At 35.4% G+C, this 18,356-nt stretch carries 20 protein-coding genes; 13 read left to right on the top strand and 7 right to left on the bottom strand.

The genetic code is table 11. The features are described 5' to 3' along the window. Positions 1 to 14 precede the first annotated feature (14 nt). A complete protein-coding gene (locus BLE01S_RS09920) occupies positions 15 to 203 on the bottom strand; it encodes a YjzD family protein (RefSeq protein ID WP_066140539.1) in 189 nt (62 codons plus the stop codon). Between the two features lie 222 nt (positions 204 to 425). Here BLE01S_RS09920 and BLE01S_RS09915 point away from each other — a divergent pair, with 222 nt between their 5' ends. The 6 genes from BLE01S_RS09915 to BLE01S_RS09890 all read left to right on the top strand — a co-directional run bounded on the left by BLE01S_RS09915 (position 426) and on the right by BLE01S_RS09890 (position 5,604). Further along, positions 426 to 1,001: a hypothetical protein gene (locus BLE01S_RS09915; RefSeq protein ID WP_066140537.1), complete on the top strand. Its 576-nt coding sequence runs from the start codon at positions 426 to 428 to the stop codon at positions 999 to 1,001. Positions 1,002 to 1,141: 140 nt separating this feature from the next. After that, positions 1,142 to 2,074 (top strand): beta-ketoacyl-ACP synthase III, encoded by a 933-nt coding sequence (locus tag BLE01S_RS09910; protein ID WP_066140534.1) that lies wholly within the window; start codon positions 1,142 to 1,144, stop codon positions 2,072 to 2,074. 104 nt (positions 2,075 to 2,178) lie between these two features. Beyond that, a complete protein-coding gene (fabF, locus tag BLE01S_RS09905) occupies positions 2,179 to 3,414 on the top strand; it encodes a beta-ketoacyl-ACP synthase II (protein ID WP_066140531.1) in 1,236 nt (411 codons plus the stop codon). Positions 3,415 to 3,674: 260 nt separating this feature from the next. Further along, complete coding sequence (locus tag BLE01S_RS09900; RefSeq protein WP_066140527.1) at positions 3,675 to 4,472, top strand: DUF2268 domain-containing putative Zn-dependent protease; 798 nt, start codon at positions 3,675 to 3,677, stop codon at positions 4,470 to 4,472. Positions 4,473 to 4,565: 93 nt separating this feature from the next. Beyond that, positions 4,566 to 4,772, top strand: a complete 207-nt coding sequence (locus BLE01S_RS09895; RefSeq protein WP_066141091.1) for a YuzI family membrane protein — start codon at positions 4,566 to 4,568, stop codon at positions 4,770 to 4,772. Between the two features lie 82 nt (positions 4,773 to 4,854). Continuing rightward, a complete protein-coding gene (locus BLE01S_RS09890; protein ID WP_066140525.1) occupies positions 4,855 to 5,604 on the top strand; it encodes a YjbA family protein in 750 nt (249 codons plus the stop codon). Positions 5,605 to 5,679: 75 nt separating this feature from the next. Here BLE01S_RS09890 and trpS read toward each other — a convergent pair whose 3' ends face one another. After that, complete coding sequence (gene trpS / locus BLE01S_RS09885; protein WP_066140522.1) at positions 5,680 to 6,669, bottom strand: tryptophan--tRNA ligase; 990 nt, start codon at positions 6,667 to 6,669, stop codon at positions 5,680 to 5,682. Between the two features lie 337 nt (positions 6,670 to 7,006). On the opposite strand from trpS, the gene BLE01S_RS09880 reads away from it, so the two are divergent. The 5 genes from BLE01S_RS09880 to pepF all read left to right on the top strand — a co-directional run bounded on the left by BLE01S_RS09880 (position 7,007) and on the right by pepF (position 13,388). Continuing rightward, the gene (locus BLE01S_RS09880; RefSeq protein WP_066140519.1) at positions 7,007 to 8,218 is read left to right on the top strand and encodes a putative glycoside hydrolase; all 1,212 of its coding nucleotides are present in this window, start codon (positions 7,007 to 7,009) and stop codon (positions 8,216 to 8,218) included. A gap of 388 nt (positions 8,219 to 8,606) precedes the next feature. Further along, positions 8,607 to 9,002: a transcriptional regulator SpxA gene (spxA, locus tag BLE01S_RS09875; RefSeq protein ID WP_066140516.1), complete on the top strand. Its 396-nt coding sequence runs from the start codon at positions 8,607 to 8,609 to the stop codon at positions 9,000 to 9,002. Between the two features lie 505 nt (positions 9,003 to 9,507). Then, positions 9,508 to 10,164 carry an adaptor protein MecA gene (mecA, locus tag BLE01S_RS09870; RefSeq protein WP_066140513.1) on the top strand — a complete coding sequence of 219 codons (657 nt, stop codon included), beginning with the start codon at positions 9,508 to 9,510 and terminating at the stop codon, positions 10,162 to 10,164. 74 nt (positions 10,165 to 10,238) lie between these two features. Further along, the gene (locus tag BLE01S_RS09865) at positions 10,239 to 11,483 is read left to right on the top strand and encodes a competence protein CoiA (protein ID WP_066140510.1); all 1,245 of its coding nucleotides are present in this window, start codon (positions 10,239 to 10,241) and stop codon (positions 11,481 to 11,483) included. A gap of 84 nt (positions 11,484 to 11,567) precedes the next feature. Further along, positions 11,568 to 13,388, top strand: a complete 1,821-nt coding sequence (gene pepF / locus BLE01S_RS09860; RefSeq protein ID WP_066140507.1) for an oligoendopeptidase F — start codon at positions 11,568 to 11,570, stop codon at positions 13,386 to 13,388. A gap of 245 nt (positions 13,389 to 13,633) precedes the next feature. Here the strand turns inward: pepF and BLE01S_RS21530 are convergent, their stop codons facing one another. From BLE01S_RS21530 to BLE01S_RS09840, 5 genes are all read right to left on the bottom strand, one after another. Next, positions 13,634 to 13,819, bottom strand: coding sequence for a hypothetical protein (locus tag BLE01S_RS21530; protein ID WP_082788640.1), 186 nt, complete (start codon positions 13,817 to 13,819; stop codon positions 13,634 to 13,636). Positions 13,820 to 13,982: 163 nt separating this feature from the next. Beyond that, a complete protein-coding gene (locus BLE01S_RS09855) occupies positions 13,983 to 14,849 on the bottom strand; it encodes a ClpXP adapter SpxH family protein (RefSeq protein ID WP_066140504.1) in 867 nt (288 codons plus the stop codon). Then, positions 14,849 to 15,250, bottom strand: a complete 402-nt coding sequence (locus BLE01S_RS09850; protein ID WP_066140500.1) for a globin domain-containing protein — start codon at positions 15,248 to 15,250, stop codon at positions 14,849 to 14,851. The genes BLE01S_RS09855 and BLE01S_RS09850 overlap by 1 nt, the downstream gene beginning before the upstream one ends. A gap of 132 nt (positions 15,251 to 15,382) precedes the next feature. After that, on the bottom strand, positions 15,383 to 16,063 hold the full coding sequence (locus BLE01S_RS09845) for a lytic transglycosylase domain-containing protein (RefSeq protein WP_066140497.1): 681 nt from the start codon (positions 16,061 to 16,063) through the stop codon (positions 15,383 to 15,385). Positions 16,064 to 16,094: 31 nt separating this feature from the next. Further along, positions 16,095 to 16,691 (bottom strand): CYTH domain-containing protein, encoded by a 597-nt coding sequence (locus BLE01S_RS09840; RefSeq protein WP_066140495.1) that lies wholly within the window; start codon positions 16,689 to 16,691, stop codon positions 16,095 to 16,097. A gap of 176 nt (positions 16,692 to 16,867) precedes the next feature. On the opposite strand from BLE01S_RS09840, the gene yjbM reads away from it, so the two are divergent. Together yjbM and BLE01S_RS09830 are read left to right on the top strand one after the other, a co-directional pair. Beyond that, entirely contained in the window at positions 16,868 to 17,515 is a 648-nt protein-coding gene (yjbM, locus tag BLE01S_RS09835) for a GTP diphosphokinase (RefSeq protein WP_066140493.1), read from the top strand. 39 nt (positions 17,516 to 17,554) lie between these two features. Next, positions 17,555 to 18,355 (top strand): NAD kinase, encoded by an 801-nt coding sequence (locus tag BLE01S_RS09830; protein WP_066140490.1) that lies wholly within the window; start codon positions 17,555 to 17,557, stop codon positions 18,353 to 18,355. Position 18,356: the final 1 nt, after the last annotated feature.

Genomic DNA, 18,356 nt, shown 5'->3' with positions numbered 1-18,356 from the left:
CGGTAACGGCGAGTTTATGAGTGTTGTTTTTTAGAAGGGTCTACATATAAAGCTGCGGCTGCGAAATAAAGTAAGATGATCACACCGATGGCCAAAATACTAGCTGATTTAAATTCGTAGGGAAGGCCGAGCATTGAATTGGCTACATATGCTAATACATGCGTGAGGATGAATCCCCATACAAGAGTCCAGAAATATTTCATCGAAAAACACCTCGTTTCAAATAAAATATATATAATATGTATAAAATCACATCTTGAATTCAGACTCATTGATCATACCATAATTAGATATATTGTTAAAGAGAAAATTCAAATAGCTATTAGTATAGTGTTAAAGTCCACCTATTCCTGAAAAGTGTAGTTCAGTGTTACCGTTTCATACATAAGATAAATATAGGTGAAATCATAAAGGGGGATAATGGGATGAGATCAGCTGTCGTATTTGGGGCAAGGCAGCAGTATGGATTCGAAGTATGTGCAAAGCTACTTGATTTAGGATGTTATGTTTATGCAGTTGATCATGCAAATTGGCAAACTGAGGAGTGTGAAGATCGTTGGATGCAAATAGGTAGAAATGCACATGTAGAATTAATGCTAATAAATCAACAGCAATCGGTTAAGGATCAACCCAGAGTCATGGAGCAAGCAGAATGCTACATAATACCAATATTAGATTATACGAACCACAAATATGATAGGAGTCATGAGCAACTCCTTCGAATGCTTGATATGTATGTTCCATGGGAAAGTAGTAAAAAATTTATTTTCTTACATGGCTTTAAATCTAATATGAATCATCATACACTTTATAAAAAAGTAGAATCGTTCGTGAGGAATGTGGGGAAGAATAATCACCAAGTAAAAGAGTATTATTTACCTCCTGCAGAAATGCAAGGTTATATCTATTTGCAAACGAATAATAAGCAAGATGTGGAAAAAATAATCTGTGATTCCATAACTGATTTTCCAGATGTTATACTAGAAGACGTAGGAATGTAAGAGATCAGTATACATTATATTTACGCTAATAAACAGGAATTTTTAGTGACATTAATTTATAAGAATGCTATAATTAGTACCAAGTCCTAATATATGATGATAAAAAATGGAATTTAGATAAGGAAGCGGGGATCAGCTACATGAAAGCTGGAATAATTGGCGTAGGAAAATATGCACCAGAAAAGGTGCTCACAAATAAAGATTTAGAAAAAATGGTAGATACTTCTGATGAATGGATTAAAACACGTACAGGTATAGAAGAAAGAAGGATTGCTGCAGATGATATGAATACATCTGATATGGCTTATGCTGCGGCGAAGGAAGCAATTGCAAACGCTGGAATATCGCCAGAAGAAATAGATATGATTCTTGTAGCGACCGTAACACCAGATCAACCATTCCCGACAGTTTCTTGTATGCTACAAGAACGCTTAGGATGTGTGAAAGCATCTGCTATGGATATTAGCGCAGCGTGTGCTGGCTTCATGTATGGCCTTGCTACTGCAAAGCAGTTTATCGAAAGTGGCGCCAATAAGCATGTTTTAATCGTAGGAGTTGAGAAATTATCAACGATTACGGATTGGAATGATCGAAATACAGCTGTATTGTTTGGCGATGGTGCAGGTGCAGTGGTAGTAAGTTCTGTATCAGAGGATCGGGGCATACTATCATTTGAACTTGGTGCAGATGGAACTGGAGGTAAACATCTATATCAAGACGAACATATCATGATGAATGGTCGTGAGGTGTTTAAATTCGCTGTGAGACAAATGGGGGAATCCTCTATTAATGTAATTGAAAAAGCGGGTCTTACTAAAGATGATGTGGACTTCCTGATACCTCACCAAGCAAATATTCGAATTATGGAAGCGGCAAGACAAAGATTAGATTTACCTGAGGAAAAGATGGCGAAAACAGTTAATAAATATGGAAATACTTCGTCTGCCTCTATCCCAATGGCATTATGTGATGAATTAGAATCAGGGAAAATTAAAGACGATGATATAATTGTAATGGTTGGATTTGGTGGTGGTCTTACTTGGGGTGCAATAGCACTAAAGTGGGGCCGTTAATAAAAAAATAGAAGGAACAATGGCTGAGCTTAGGTAAAGAAATTCAGATTACACGAGTTCTTGTAAGCCTTAATCTTCTTGAAGGAAAAAAGGAGATGGATGAGATGAAGAAAAGAGTAGTAGTAACAGGTATAGGTGCTATTTCACCAGTTGGAAATAATGCGGCAACTACTTGGGAAAATGTGTTAGCTGGAAAATCTGGTATAGGACCACTTACAAGATTAGATCCTGAACAATATTCGGCGAAAGTTGCTGCTGAGATAAAAGACTTCGATGTAGAAAAGTATATAGAGAAAAAAGAAGCTAGAAAAATGGACAGGTTTACCCACTATGCAGTGGGAGCAGCACTCATGGCAGTAGAAGATGCTAACTTAAAAATTGATGAGAACAATGCAAACCGGATTGGCGTTTGGATTGGGTCTGGTATCGGCGGAATGGAAACATTTGAGAAGCAATTTGAAACTTTTCAAAAGAGGGGATATCGCCGGGTAAGTCCATTCTTTGTTCCGATGATGATTCCAGATATGGCTGCAGGTCAAGTATCGATTTATTTAGGGGCTAAGGGTGTGAACTCCTGTACTGTTACCGCTTGTGCAACTGGAACAAACTCGATTGGTGATGCATTTAAAGTGATTCAGCGAGGTGATGCGGAAGCGATGATTGCTGGTGGGGCTGAAGCGCCAATCACACAAATGGCAGTTGCTGGTTTCTGCGCTAACACGGCATTGACAACTAATCCAGATCCTCATACAGCGAGTAGACCGTTTGATTTAAATCGTGACGGCTTCGTTATCGGTGAAGGTGCCGGTATTGTCGTGTTAGAAGAGCTAGAACATGCCTTACAACGCGGAGCTAAGATTTATGCAGAAATAGTGGGCTATGGTTCAACTGGGGATGCTCATCATATAACTGCTCCGGCTCCTGGTGGTGAAGGTGGGGCTCGTGCGATGACAATCGCGATTGAGGACGGTGGGCTTAAGCCTGAGGATATTGATTATATTAACGCTCATGGTACAAGCACGCCATATAATGATAAATACGAAACAATGGCAATTAAAGAAGTGTTTGGCAGTCATGCTTACAAACTTGCAGTAAGCTCAACTAAATCTATGACAGGGCATCTTCTAGGTGCTGCTGGCGGTGTTGAAGCGATCTTCTCGGTTCTGGCTATCAAGGACAGCATAATGCCTCCTACAATGAATTATGAAACAGCTGATCCTGACTGTGACTTAGATTATGTTGTGAATGGAGCAAGAAAAGCAGATGTCAAAGCAGTGCTAAGTAACTCACTTGGTTTCGGAGGGCATAATGCCACTATTGCTTTCAAAAAATATGAGTAATGTGTGTGTGACACGGTCTATATAATATAGGCCGTGTTTTTTTATGTTGTATTTGAAACAAAAAAAACTATTATAACCTCACAATCAGAATAATGAATTCTCTTGATACGCAGTGAGGACGGAGGTTCTGAAAAAATTCACTTTGAGATGGTTGCTAATAAGCACTAGTATATACAAAAAGTCGATGCTAAAAAGGAACAATAATGGAACCGCACCATCTAGATTGAGAACAATATGATAAAGGCATGGGAGGTGGGATAATGGCAGTGATTGCTACTAACGAGTGGCTTGAAGCTGAAATAGCAGATCCAGTGAAAATGTGTCAAAGGGCTATGCCAGATGTGTCTGATAGTGAAGACTTTTATCATTATTTAAAACAATTTGGTATATATCAATCTGAAAACAAAGCCAAGGAAACGTTTGAAAAGTTACAAAAGCAAAATGTTTGGGAGAAAGTAGATAAATATTATCAATTGTATCGGAAAAAATGGCAAGGTCCAAAAGTGGATATTTATATTTTTCCATTGAATGAAGCTAATTCCTTTTTCAAACATGGATTAAAAGGGCGGGCAGGAATTTCAATGCCTCATAAAATTTTTTTGTTTTTAACAGAGGCACTAGATGAAAAGTATTGGGAATCACTTTTCATTCATGAATATCATCATGCTGCGAGAATGATCCGAAATAATAAAAGTACGGAAGATTACACACTACTTGATTCCCTTGTATTTGAAGGGTTGGCAGAACAAACTGCATTATTGTATTGTGGTGAAGAATATTCGATGAGTTGGCAAAAGAAATTTACGGAAAGAGAATTGCGATATTATTGGCAGCGATATTATAAGCCAAATTTAACGCTCAAGAAAAAAGATCGAATGCATGATGATCTTTTATTTGGTCGAAAAAGAATTCCACAAATGATGGGTTATGCACAAGGGGTCAATCTCGTGAATGGATACCTTGATAATAACAAGCTTACTGTCACTGAATCACTCCGTATTTCATCGGATCAATTGCTGATTGAAAACAGTTTTATAGATGGAAAGGAATTTAAATGAATGCCCTCAAAGATAGAGGGTATTTTTGGTCTTATAACTTTAATTAATCATATATTTATTAGTAAAGGACAAGCAAACAGGATGTGCAATGAAATGCTGTTTACTTCAATCATATTTTTAATTGGTTTTGGTCTTACTGTTTCTGGGGGAGTAAGTATTATTGCATATTTAAATTTATTAACGACTGGCCATAGTTTTTATGATTTTGCGAGTTTTATTTTTTATCGACCAGAGTGCTATCTTCTGCCAATTGGGATAATTTTAATGGCTGTGGCAATATACAATTCGGACCCAAAATGATAGCTATTAAAAATGAAAGGAATAATTTAACTGTCCTATGCCTATACTGATTGACAAATAGTTATGAAGTGAGGGGTTCAATATGCTATATCTTCATGATGTATGGGTGAATTGGTTTGAAGGAGAAGAAAATGGTTATAATGTTTGCCAATTTCATGAATGGCGCAGGGGTGAGGATGTAATTGAGCTTCTTGATCAAGTGCCGCTTTTATTGATTGAGCCGATTCTTTTTCATTACATCGAAAATAATTTAGCCGAACTGCCGCGTGATTTATTGAATGATGTATTTAAAAAAGCTTATTTAAGAAAAAATCATGAGAGAATACAACTAGAATATTGTTTTGTTATTACAGATGGAAGAGGAATTCTTGCTGTCGATACAATTGGATATTCCATTCCCATCAGAAAAAGCAGACTTATACCTCGGCAGGAGCAGGTCGTTTACGAAATGACAGATAAAAATGAACCAAGTGTCTATAAATTTAAAGAGGAGAATACGGAAAAGGACTATCATATCCTATCACCAGAACCTATGTTAATGTACGGTTTAACTAGGAAAGAGCGTCAACTAAAAAACCTCTTGTTTATGGCGTTGGATCAGTTGTATATCTCGAAAAATACACCGGCAGTTAGGTATTGGTACACGGAATGGAATCCGAATAAGTATGCGGAAATACAGACGATGGAATTTGAAGATGTATGGAATGCCTTGTATGAGGAAACAAAAACTGGTTGGACTGAAAAACATGATACATTGTGTGAGCGCCTTGTAAAAGGTCAGCCCTTTTTTGAAAAATTATGGGATACGGAATGTGATCCAAAAGTAAATTAGTTGTATGCAATATTTTGATAAGCAATAAAAAAAGACGCGGATCCAGACCTATAAGTTTGGATCCGTGTCTCTTTTTTAACGTTTTTTACGACCAAGTCCCATAGCATTCTCCATTTTTTTAAGCATCTTATTCGCTTTGAAAGCGGCCTTTTCCGCTCCTGCATCAAGAATATCATCAAGCTCCTTGGACTCAAGTAAGTTATTGCAACGCTCTTGAATAGGTGCCAAGGCATTTACTACTACTTCAGCCAAGTCTGTTTTAAATTCACCGTATCCTTTACCGTCATAGTAAACTTCAATTTCTTCTATCGTTTTATTATCGAGAATTGAATAAATAGATAGTAAGTTCGAAACACCTGGCTTATTTTCACGATCGTATTTTACAATGCCTTCTGAATCAGTAACAGCGCTTTTAATTTTCTTTTCAATTTGTTTTGGATCATCAAGTAAAGTAATAAAAGCACGTTGATTTGCATCGGATTTACTCATTTTCTTAGTAGGCTCTTGCAATGACATAACCCTTGCACCGATTTTTGGAATTCTTACTTCTGGGATGGTGAAAATATCGTTATATTTATTATTGAATCTTTCAGCCAAATCTCTTGTTAGCTCAAGATGTTGCTTCTGATCTTCGCCAACAGGGACAAGATCAGCACCGTATAGTAAAATGTCAGCTGCCATCAATGGTGGATACGTTAATAATCCAGCTGAAACAGCATCTTTACCGGTAGACTTATCTTTAAATTGAGTCATTCTTTCTAACTCACCAATATATGCAATGCACTGTAACATCCAGCCAGCCTGAGCATGTGCTGGTACTTCTGATTGAATGAACAATGTTGATTTCTCGTGATCGAGTCCGGCAGCAATATATAGTGCCGCCAATGTTCGAATGTTTTTCCTGAGAACAAGCCGATCCTGTGGTACTGTAATCGCATGTTGGTCCACTACACAGAAATAACAATCAAAATCATTCTGTAATTCAACAAATTGTTTAATAGCTCCTACATAATTCCCTAATGTAATAACACCACTAGGCTGAATGCCAGAAAAAATCGTCTTCATCTAAGTTAAAGCCCCCTTAAAATGTAAAAAAGCATCCATCCCCGAATCTAGGGAGGAATGAATTCATTCTAAACACCAATATAAGTGCCTGATAAGGCCGGCTTACATTTACTTTCATCATGGTGCTTCAGTAACCGAATAAATCGTTACAAATATTATACCCGCTACGATTATGACACGCAAGTTAAGGTCATTAGATGGTTTCTATTAGTAAAATTAAATGAAGTAGACGGTAAAATAATTTCAATCTGCTCTATTCCTTGTTAGAATAGAAAAAGACAAGAAGCGCGGAATATGCTGAAAATAAGACAAAAAATGCAAAAGGGAGAGATGATTTTTGAATTTGAAAAAATTGATCGCAACTGCGGGAATCGCGGTGGCGTTAATATGGCAATTACCAACTGGAGCGGCAGCTGAAAAAGAAGATAATAAAAGTAACTTACCTGGAATGAGGAAAATTGCAGTGAAAGTAAATGAGAGTCCAATACAATCCCCACGATTTGTATATGATTCGGGTTTGAATTTTAAATACCCTGATGCGGTGCGCGGAATCTATGTAACAGGTCACTCAGCTGGGGGGAACCGATTCGATGAATTAGTAAAATTAATGGATACAACTGATTTAAATGCAATGGTCATAGATATTAAAGATGATTGGGGAAATATTACATATAAGCTTCCAAAGGATTCTCCATATGCCAATATTGGACAAAACTTTATTAAAGATCCTAAAGCAATGTTAAAAGTGATGGAAGAAAAAGAGATTTATCCGATTGGTAGAATAGTAGTGTTCAAGGATTCCACCTTGCCAAAAGAACGACCAGACTTATCGTTTCTTGATGGCGAAAAGGTATGGGTAAATGGACGAGGAGAATCGTTTGTAAACCCCTTTCTAAAAGAAGTGTGGGATTATAATGTGGATCTCGCAATTGAAGCTGCAAAACTCGGTTTTCAAGAGATCCAATTTGACTATGTGCGGTTTCCAGAAGGTTTTGAGAATCGAGATGATCAATTAGTTTATGATATGGGAGAATATAAAGATATGGACGAAGATAATGTTCAGAAGCGAGTGCATGCTGTTACAGACTTTGTCGAATATGCACGTGAAAAGCTGAAACCATATGGCGTTAAAGTATCTGTAGATATATTTGGTTATACAGCTACACTTCCAGAGGCACCTGGTATTGGACAAAACTTCTCTAAAATTTCCGAAAATGTTGATGTAATTTCTTCGATGATTTATCCTAGCCATTGGACTTCATATTTCGGGATTGCCAAACCAGATTTAGAGCCTTATAAACTAGTTAGAGAATATGCTAAAGTGGAGAACGCGAAACTTGCTGAACTTAAGGATGCACCAATTTCACGTCCTTGGTTGCAAGATTTCACGGCATCCTATCTTGGCAGTGGTAATTATTTAGTCTACGGAAAAGCGGAAGTAGAAGCACAAATTCGGGCTTTATACGACGAAGGGATTACAGAATATTTACTTTGGAATGCAGGTAATAAATATTCACCAAATGTTGATTATACACCGGGGAAAGATTAATTATTATAGCATAAGGGAAAAAGGGAAACATCTGATGTTTCCCTTTTTTGAATGAAAATCTAAAATAAGGACAAAATATCAAAATCAACAAAAGAAATATAAATGGGGGGTTTATCTTATATGCAATAGTGGTAAAATAAGAACATACACTTACTATAACAGTATCCTACTACAAGATGGTAACAGTTCGTGAACATCGCAAAATAACCTATTCATTACGCAGTATTTAGTGTATAATACATAGTATAGATTGTTTCATTTAATTTGTTTAAAAGTGACTAATTCAGTATTACAGCTTAAAACATCGGATCTTTAAAAATAAATTTACTGATGTTCCATCGATTTTAATAAAATAAATAATTAAAATATGAGGAGTGTGAATAGCATTATGGTAACATTGTACACTTCACCTAGTTGCACATCATGCCGGAAAGCCAGAACATGGCTTGAGGAACAAAATATCCCTTACAAGGAAAGAAATATTTTTTCAGAGCCACTCAGTTTAGAAGAAATAAAGGAAATCTTACGGATGACAGAAGATGGAACAGATGAAATTATATCTACTCGTTCTAAAATCTTTCAAAAGCTAAATATTGATTTGGAGTCATTACCACTTCAACAACTGTTCGATCTCATTCAAAAGAATCCAGGATTGCTCAGAAGACCAATTATTATGGACGAGAAGCGCCTGCAAGTCGGTTATAATGAGGATGAAATCAGACGATTCTTACCACGAAAAGTAAGAACGTATCAATTAAGAGAAGCTCAAAAAATGGTAAATTAAACAGAAATGCCTTCATACTTTTATTAATTGTATGAAGGCATTTTACGTAAAAGATAAATTATTAGAAAATTGCCTTGATTTTCAACTAATTATTCGATAAAATGATCGCATCATTAGAAAAGCATAAGCTCCTTGGTTATCGATGTACAAAATAGACCCTATGATGTTGGTCACTCCAAGATAATGGGAACTTGGTAAGTCTGCTGCAAGGCGAACCGATGTGGCTTATCCTAGGGAGAAGTCCTGAAGTCTGCTAGTCGATAGACGTTGCAGCTAGTGATCAGACTCGTTTAGCGATGTAAATAGATGTATCAATATTTGATAATAAAACCTATAAACTGATAGGCAATAGAGGATTTTAAAAATGGTAGTATGTTTTGTTTCCATTTTGGGGTAGCTTATCATAATATAATAGTACAAGGGAAGTCTAGGCATCACATATACTTTTGTCTTGTACGGGATGATGATCCCTTCACCACCCTAATATAGAAGGGAGAGTTGCTTTATGGAAATTGAAAGAATTAATGAAAATACAATAAAGTTTTATATATCCTATATAGATATTGAAGAACGGGGCTTTGACCGAGAAGAAATTTGGTACAACCGGGAGCGTGGCGAAGAGCTATTCTGGGAAATGTTAGATGAGGTTCACCAAGAGGACGAATTTGTTCCAGAAGGTCCGTTGTGGATACAAATTCAGGCGTTGGACAAAGGATTAGAAATTCTCGTAACAAAAGCCCAAATTTCTAAAGACGGTAATAAATTAGAACTTCCAATACCTGAGGATAAGTTAAAGGATTTACCTATAGACGCGAAAATGGAAGAATTCCTTGATCAACAATTTCAAATCAAGAGCTATGATACAACTGTAGACCAGTTTGAATTTATACTTGCATTTAAAGAGTTTGAAGATATTCTTGAACTTGCCAAAACGCAACAGTTAGAAAATGTAGAAACGAAGCTTTATCATTATGAAAGTAAATATTATGTGTATCTACATTTTCCTGAGGAATTATATGATGAAGATAAAATCGAGGATGCTTTAAGCCTTCCGTTGGAATATGGCTTTGAAAGTAATTTTACTATTCATCGTCTTAAGGAATATGGAAAAGAAATTATAGATGAAAATGTTTTTTCTACCATTGAACAATATTTTAATTGAAAACCGATTTCTTCTTTGAAATCGGTTTTTTTTCTTACAGATAATTATAAAAACTTGCTGAAGGAGTGCATAAATTGTTAACGGCTTTAAATGAACTCGGTGATATAATATCACTTGCTGAGTCTTATGAAGAAAAAGCGCTAATGAGAATGCGTAGTAATAAATCCTTTTATTGTCCTCAGTGTATGGAACCCCTAATTATTAAAGCTGGAAACATTCGAGTCACGCATTTTTCTCACAAAAAGAACTCCATGTGTACTACTTCCTTTTCTGATCCTGAAAGTGAGCAACATTTAAAAGGTAAGAAAGATCTCCAGTACTTCTTCTCAAATAAAGGTTTGGAAACGCATCTCGAATATTATCTAAAGGATCTTCGACAAAGGCCAGACTTACTTGTGGCCTACAAAACAAATAAGTATGCAATTGAATTTCAATGCTCTGTCATTTCCCGAAAAATATTAACAAATAGGACAAGCGGCTATATTTCTAAAGGTATTAAGACAATATGGATTTACGGTGGACTACCATATCATAAAAGGTATGGTTCTATATATGAATTGACCGACTTCCATTTTTCTTTAGCGATGGTAAGAAATAATATTGGACTATCCATATTAAGTTATTACCCCAAAAATAAAACATTGTATATACTCGGTGGAATTATCCCGATTACAACGAGAAAAGTTTATGCCACTTTGTATTCCCTCAAGTTAAAGAACCTCACCCTACCTTTCAACATACGTTCTAAGCCCAATAACATAAGTAGTGCAATCTGGTTAAAAGAAAAATATCAATGGATTGCTAATAAAGTTAGGTTTGGAACATTACAAAATGATCTTTTTTTAAAAGCCGTTTATACTGCGGGGGAGAATCCTTTTTTACTACCGACTATATGCGGAATCCCTACAAAGCATATGGAAAATTTCTATTCACATCCGTGCGAATGGCAATTTTATATTTATCAAGATTGCATATTAAAATTAAAAGTAGGGCAAAAGATTTCTTTGAAATATGTAAATCAAAGAGTTAGAAATAGAATTAATCATGGAAATATTTTAATCAGAACATTTCCAATGCAAACCAATACTAATTGGGAAACAACTGTAGAACACTTCTTTATATCTTTAACCGAATTAGAATATTTTTTGAAAATAGGAGAAGACTTATTTGAGTTACTTAAACAAATACCTGTACCAAAAACACAGGAGAAAATTGCTGAATTAGAAGAGTCCATGTACGAGAAGTGGGGGTATAATACGATGGATAATTCGGAATATAACCAAGTTGATTGTTTATTATTTGGAAAGCAGGATTTGTGAAAGAAAAGGAGAATTAGTTATAATATACGAATAAAGTCTCGTCAGCCGAATGAATATATGGAATTACTTGAATGGAGGATGGATATGACAAATAATACAAATGTAAAAACATTACCAGCTAGATCGGAGATCGCAGAGGAATTAACTTGGAAATTAGAGGATATCTTCGCAACAGATGAATTATGGGAAAAAGAATATGAAGGTATAAAAGATAGTTTAAATCAAGCAACCCAATATAGGGGGCAATTACATGAAAGTTCAGATAAATTATTTGAAGTATTGCAATATCAATCTCATGTGTCTGAACGAATGGGTAAGTTATATACATACGCACATATGCGCTATGACCAAGATACAGGGAACGCTCATTATCAGGGGTTAAATGCGCGTGCCGAAAGTTTATATTCGCAAGTTGCAAGTGCATTTTCTTATGTAGTGCCCGAGATATTAGCAATGGATGAAAGGGAAATAGCTCAATTTTTAACAGAGAATAAAGAACTTCAGCTTTATCGTCAAGTGTTAGAGGAAATCAATCTTCAACGTGGTCATGTTTTATCAGCTGAACAAGAAGCGATGCTTGCGGAAGCCTCAGAGGTGCTAAGCTCGTCTAGTACAACATTTGGTATGCTTAATAACGCGGATATGGAGTTTCCAGTAATGAAAGATGAGAATGGCGAAGAAGTTCAAATTTCTCACGGTAATTATATTCGCTTTCTTGAAAGCCAAGATCGCAGAGTACGGAAAGAGGCATTTGAAAAAGTATATGAAACTTATGGGAAATATAAAAATACACTTTCTAGCACATTAGGTGGTGCAGTAAAAAAAGATAACTTTTATGCGAAAACAAGAAATTATTCTTCAGCCAGAGCAGCTGCACTTGCAGCTAACAATATACCAGAGACAGTTTATGATACACTTGTGGAAACAATTAATAAAAACTTACATTTATTGCAGCGTTACGTAAAGTTACGTAAAAAATTACTGGGCGTTGATAAACTTCATATGTATGACCTTTATACGCCATTAATTCAAGATGTAGAAATGGAAATATCATATGATGAAGCGAAGGAATTAATGGTTAATGGATTAGCTCCTTTAGGAGAAGATTATATTCATACGATTAAGGAAGGCTTAGATAATCGTTGGGTAGATGTTGTTGAAAACAAAGGGAAACGAAGCGGTGCATATTCTTCAGGTACATATGGAACAAATCCATATATATTAATGAACTGGCAGGATAATGTAAATAATCTATTTACACTGGCACATGAATTTGGCCATAGTGCTCATAGTTATTACACTAGAAAATCTCAGCCATATCCGTATGGCAACTATTCTATTTTCGTGGCTGAAGTAGCTTCGACATGTAATGAGGCATTATTAGGTGATTATCTGTTGAATGAAACGGAAGACAAGCAAAAGAGATTATATTTAATCAATAATTATTTAGAAGGCTTTAGGGGAACTGTATTTAGACAGACGATGTTTGCTGAGTTTGAACATTTAATCCATCAAAAGGCCCAGCAAGGAGAAGCATTGACTGCCGATCTACTAACGAAAGAATACTATGCATTAAATAAAAAATATTTTGGAGAAGAAGATATTCATATTGATGAAGAAATTGGTCTTGAATGGTCGAGGATTCCCCATTTTTATTATAATTATTATGTGTATCAGTATGCTACGGGCTTTAGTGCAGCAGCGGCACTTTCTAAGCAAATACTTGAAGAAGGGGAGCCTGCTGTAGAACGTTACTTGGACTTCCTAAAAGCTGGAAGCTCTGATTACCCTATTGAAGTGCTGAAAAAAGCTGGAGTCGATATGACTACGGCAGAGCCAATTGAGGCAGCTTGTAAAGTATTTGAAGCAAAGCTAGATGAAATGGAACAATTATTATCAGAGTAAATATTTGTAAGTTATAAAGTAAACGGAAAAAGCCGTCTCCAAATATATGGGAGGCGGCTTTTTAAGATAGAATATATTTTTTGTAGATTAACTTTTAAAAATAGCCATGTCTAGTCCTGACAAACAGATTGGACTAAGGCCATCGGCACTATAAGATGTGCGATTTTAAGGTGGCCGAACAAGATAAAGACTGATTTAAATATCTTTCCATATGCTTGACCCTCTAGATAGAGCATTCTACTGTACTAACGAAACCCTCTAAATTTATTTCTATTATTCATGGTGAATAAGAATCCGAAAAAAGTTAAAAAGAGAAGAGGGGAAGATAAATAGAGGGGGAATAGATTCATTAAACCTAAAATATTTAAACAAAATGAAAAGAAAATAGTAATAATAAAAAACAGAGCAGCAAATCTTTTCAAAATTAACATCCTTTCTTAAATAATCAGTTGTAGAAATTAATTCAGTGTTTGGAATTGATTATTACGTTAATCTTATTATTATGTTTAATAGGTATTAAATATGAAAGGGTGGATAGTTAAAAAAGCTAAAGACGTATGATTAACTGAGGATGTTAATCATACGTCTTTCTATTTACATTGAATTTGCAATATACTTCCAAAATATACCATTTTTAGCGCGAATTTTTTTTACTTTTTGTTGTAGCTGTAATTTTTTCATTTGCCGTTCCATTTGTTTTACAGGCTGATCGTATATAAGTGCAAGATCATTTACTGCGATGATTGGATTTTTTGTTAAAAATAACTCTAATGAAGGCATTTCAGATGGGCTTGGGTATCCTTCCAACATCTCGGTTAGAATTTGCACATATATACTGTAAGAATAAAGGCCAGTTACTTTTAATCCTTCATCTTCAATATTCTCATTGAAAAAAACCAATGAAGGCATTTCAGTAACTTCCATTTCTAAAGAGATTTTTAAATCACATTGAAAAGCCTTTGCTGCGCTTACTGAATAAATATCTCGAATAAATTCTTCCATATCAAGATCCACATACTTAGCACATTGCTGAATGATATTGATATCACTAATATCTGCATTTTCCATGAAGAAAAGCTCTTGTAGTCTATGGATAAATTTTGTTCCTGCTCGTTTTCCTTGCAATTCAGCAGCTTTGATACTAAGTGCTGCTAAATGAGGTGTGAATGTTTCTTGGTCAAAACCTGATGAAACTTGAAGCGGAATTCTTCTATTTCCTGCTTGTTGTTTCAACCGAGGAAAATTAGCAAAATCGAGAGGTCTCTTACTATTTAATGCAGCAAGTTGACCACATAAAACATATTTAAGTGTAAAATAATCTCCGTATTCAAGTTGTAACTTTTTTATCAAAGGTGCAAGTGACCAACAATCAGTACAAAATGGATCGATGAATAAATAAATTTCTAATGGTCTGTTGTTCTCTTGAAATGAATTTTGCATATTAGAAGTATGTTGCTCCATCACTGTTCTTCACCTTTTATTTCGTTAGGTGTATTCACCATATGTTTAGCTGTTAAAGCCAGTCGAGCAAAAAACTGTTCTCTAAACATGTCTTCAAGACCAACTTCATCCATTGCTTGACTCATACATGTAAGCCAAGCTTTTGCACGCTGTGGTGTAATTATATGAGGCAAATGTCGTGCACGCATCATTGGATGACCGTGTTCCTCAGTATAAAGTGGGGGGCCACCCAAATATTGTGTTAAAAATTGTTTTTGCTTTCTAGCAACATCTGATAAATCATCAGGGAAAATAGGTATTAAGTCAGGATGTTTTCCAACCCGGGAATAAAAAGCATCCACGAGCATAGAAAGTGTTTCTGCCCCAATTGCGTCATACGGCGTGGCACGTTTCTCTACCATATGAATCGCTCCTTTATCATGAAATAATAAATTCATTGTAACAAGCGGTTCAATATAACTCAAATAAATCGAACTACATAACTAGCTTATGCAATAGGTGAAAAAAATACCCTGTACATTCTACAGGGTAGGTTAACTATAAAAAGTGCTAGTTACTTTTTGGACATAGGCTTGTGTTTCTTTAAAGGGCGGGATACCACCATATTTGTTTACATTACCCGGCCCTGCATTGTAAGCAGCTAAAGCGAGTTTTAAATCGCCATTATATTGGTCGAGCATATTACGAAGGTATTTACTTCCTCCCATGACATTTTGCTCGGGATCCAATATATTTGTAACACCTAGGCCTTGAGCAGTTCTAGGCATAAGCTGCATTAATCCGGTAGCTCCAGCGTGACTTACGACAGAGGGATTAAAGTTGGATTCGTGTTTAATAATTGATTTAATCAATTTAGCAGGAAGATTATATTTATCTGCCGCTTTATTAATGATTGCTTCAATATTAGAAGCTAATGGTTTCGTTTGACCAGAAATTTCTTTGTTAATTGGAATGTCTATTTTTTCAGCTATTCCTGTGTGATTGACAGGTGGAATTTGAGATTGTAATAAATGGGACATATTGTAAACTGCTCCCAATGAGTTAGCTGTAAAAGCTGAAATTTCTCCAGCTTTATCCGATTCGATCAAGGACTTTTGGAGTAGCTCTTCAAAAGATGATGTTCCGGTATTCTGGGCTGGATTTAAAGAGTGATCAGTAAAACCTCTCAAAGCCTGGATATCAAGCAATGTTTTTAATTGCCCTAATGTATTCATATAAAACCATCCTTTAAGGAAAAATAAATATCTAATCAATGACTTTTGTTGTGCTCATCTTTTTTGCAGAATAAAATCTTTCAATTTTATTATCGGCAGATAGTATAGGAATGTTTAATTCGCTCATCAATTGTTCAAAATTTATTTTTCCTTTAGACCAATCTGCAACTTCATATTCAATTTCAAAATCTTCTTTGTTTAGATAGAAGCTGTGATCAAAAACCAATAATCCATCTTTATATTTTATTTCGGCACGATTAGTTGTTAGAGAACCAAAATACTGAATATCTTCCATGTTGATATTCATTTTAATTAATTCAATCATCACTTCACCATTAGGAATTTGGGAGCTCGTTCTTAATAAACTTGCTTCTTCATTAGATAGATTTTGATTCACTTCTAGAAGACCAATTTTAGCTGGCATTTTTAAAGTAAATTCAAAACTGAGCGGAAGCTCTCTTACTCGCAAAGCAGCACCAGCTTGTTTTAATGAAAAATCCGATGTATCAAAATAATGATTTGTTTGAGTGAAAAATTGATCATTTTTAATTTGAAAGGTTTGTGTGATCAAATGAAAGTCAGTTTCTGAGACAATATTTTTAAATTCAATTTCTATGTTTTTGGTCATTTAAATTATCCTTTCTATATATAGTTTCTTTCTCCTAGTATTACCTTAATATATCAAGAGTTCAACAATATCTTTACATGTTTAGGACGCTAAACTGTATGAACTGCCGCTTTATGCTAAAATAAGGAGGATGAAAAAATTACACCCTCACTAAATAAATAAGAGGTGACCAAAAGTTGAAAAATTGGGACCAATTTCTAACTCCATATAAACAAGCTATTGAAGAATTGAAAATTAAGTTAAAAGGCATGAGAGGCCAATTTGAACAAGAACATGTTCATTCACCGATTGAATTCGTAACTGGTCGGGTAAAACCAATATCGAGTATCTTGGAAAAGGCTTATATAAAAAAGATTCCAATAGAAAATATTGCATCAGAGATTCAAGATATAGCCGGTCTAAGAATGATGTGTCAATTTGTTGATGATATTGATACTGTTGTACAAATGTTAAGAAAAAGAAATGACTTTCAAATTGTTGAGGAAAGAAATTATATTTTTCACAGAAAACCTAGTGGTTATCGCTCGTACCATGTTGTCATCGAATATCCTGTTCAAACTATCCATGGGGAGAAAAAAGTTCTAGCTGAAATTCAAATCCGCACATTAGCGATGAATTTTTGGGCTACGGTAGAACATTCCCTCAACTATAAATACCAAGGTCAATTTCCGGAAGAAATTCAAGCGAGGTTACTAGGCGCTGCAGAGGCAGCCTTTCAATTAGACGAGGAAATGTCGCAGATCAGGGAAGAAATTCAAGAAGCACAAGCGTATTTTTCAAAAAGTAAAAAATCTGATAATAAAAGAGATGAAAAAAATAATTGAATTAGATCTAAATTAGATCAATGAGAAAGGGTGAGAAAATTGAAGTTTGCAATTACATCAAAGGGTGATCCAACTTCTAATGCTCTCAAGCAAAAAATGAGCACTTACTTACAAGATTTTGAACTTGTATATGATGAGGAACAACCGGATATTGTAATTTCAGTTGGTGGAGATGGAACTTTATTATATGCATTTCACCGTTATAGTTCTAGGTTGGATAAAACAGCGTTTGTTGGGGTACATACAGGACATCTTGGATTTTATGCCGATTGGTTGCCTAACGAAATTGAAAAATTAGTTATCGCTATTGCCAAAATGCCATATCAAGTTATAGAATATCCGCTCTTAGATATCATTATCCGCTATCGCCATGGTGGAAAGGAAACAAGATATCTAGGTCTCAATGAATCAACGGTAAAAAGTCTAGTAGGCACACTTGTGATGGATGTGGAAATACGCGATGAACATTTTGAGAGGTTTCGTGGTGATGGTCTATGTGTTTCTACTCCTTCTGGAAGCACAGCCTATAATAAAGCTTTAGGTGGTGCAATTATTCATCCATCTATTCATGCAATCCAGCTCGCTGAAATGGCATCTATAAATAATCGAGTGTTTCGGACAGTCGGTTCACCTTTAATTTTACCTGAGCATCACACATTAACCTTGAAGCCTGTAAAAGCATATGACTTTCACGTGACGATAGATCATTTGACTGTTATGCATCGAGATGTGAAGTCGATTCAATATCGTGTGGCGAAAGAAAAGGTAAGATTTGCGAGATTTAGACCTTTTCCTTTCTGGAAACGAGTAAGCGACTCGTTCATCTCAGATGGTAAATAAA

The sequence above is a fragment of the Lederbergia lenta NBRC 16444 genome, from assembly GCF_001591545.1.
Classification (GTDB): domain Bacteria; phylum Bacillota; class Bacilli; order Bacillales; family Bacillaceae_C; genus Lederbergia; species Lederbergia lenta.
Note: the sequence above shows the minus strand (reverse complement) of the source record. Positions and strands in the feature narration are given on the sequence as shown.

Bases quoted from the DNA above. Each gene is read 5' to 3' on its own strand.
- BLE01S_RS09920 (WP_066140539.1), bottom strand. From the start codon at position 203: ATGAAATATTTCTGGACTCTTGTATGGGGATTCATCCTCACGCATGTA.
- BLE01S_RS09915 (WP_066140537.1), top strand. From the start codon at position 426: ATGAGATCAGCTGTCGTATTTGGGGCAAGGCAGCAGTATGGATTCGAA.
- BLE01S_RS09910 (WP_066140534.1), top strand. From the start codon at position 1,142: ATGAAAGCTGGAATAATTGGCGTAGGAAAATATGCACCAGAAAAGGTG.
- fabF (WP_066140531.1), top strand. From the start codon at position 2,179: ATGAAGAAAAGAGTAGTAGTAACAGGTATAGGTGCTATTTCACCAGTT.
- BLE01S_RS09900 (WP_066140527.1), top strand. From the start codon at position 3,675: ATGGCAGTGATTGCTACTAACGAGTGGCTTGAAGCTGAAATAGCAGAT.
- BLE01S_RS09895 (WP_066141091.1), top strand. From the start codon at position 4,566: ATGCTGTTTACTTCAATCATATTTTTAATTGGTTTTGGTCTTACTGTT.
- BLE01S_RS09890 (WP_066140525.1), top strand. From the start codon at position 4,855: ATGCTATATCTTCATGATGTATGGGTGAATTGGTTTGAAGGAGAAGAA.
- trpS (WP_066140522.1), bottom strand. From the start codon at position 6,669: ATGAAGACGATTTTTTCTGGCATTCAGCCTAGTGGTGTTATTACATTA.
- spxA (WP_066140516.1), top strand. From the start codon at position 8,607: ATGGTAACATTGTACACTTCACCTAGTTGCACATCATGCCGGAAAGCC.
- mecA (WP_066140513.1), top strand. From the start codon at position 9,508: ATGGAAATTGAAAGAATTAATGAAAATACAATAAAGTTTTATATATCC.
- pepF (WP_066140507.1), top strand. From the start codon at position 11,568: ATGACAAATAATACAAATGTAAAAACATTACCAGCTAGATCGGAGATC.
- BLE01S_RS21530 (WP_082788640.1), bottom strand. From the start codon at position 13,819: ATGTTAATTTTGAAAAGATTTGCTGCTCTGTTTTTTATTATTACTATT.
- BLE01S_RS09855 (WP_066140504.1), bottom strand. From the start codon at position 14,849: ATGGAGCAACATACTTCTAATATGCAAAATTCATTTCAAGAGAACAAC.
- BLE01S_RS09850 (WP_066140500.1), bottom strand. From the start codon at position 15,250: ATGGTAGAGAAACGTGCCACGCCGTATGACGCAATTGGGGCAGAAACA.
- BLE01S_RS09845 (WP_066140497.1), bottom strand. From the start codon at position 16,063: ATGAATACATTAGGGCAATTAAAAACATTGCTTGATATCCAGGCTTTG.
- BLE01S_RS09840 (WP_066140495.1), bottom strand. From the start codon at position 16,691: ATGACCAAAAACATAGAAATTGAATTTAAAAATATTGTCTCAGAAACT.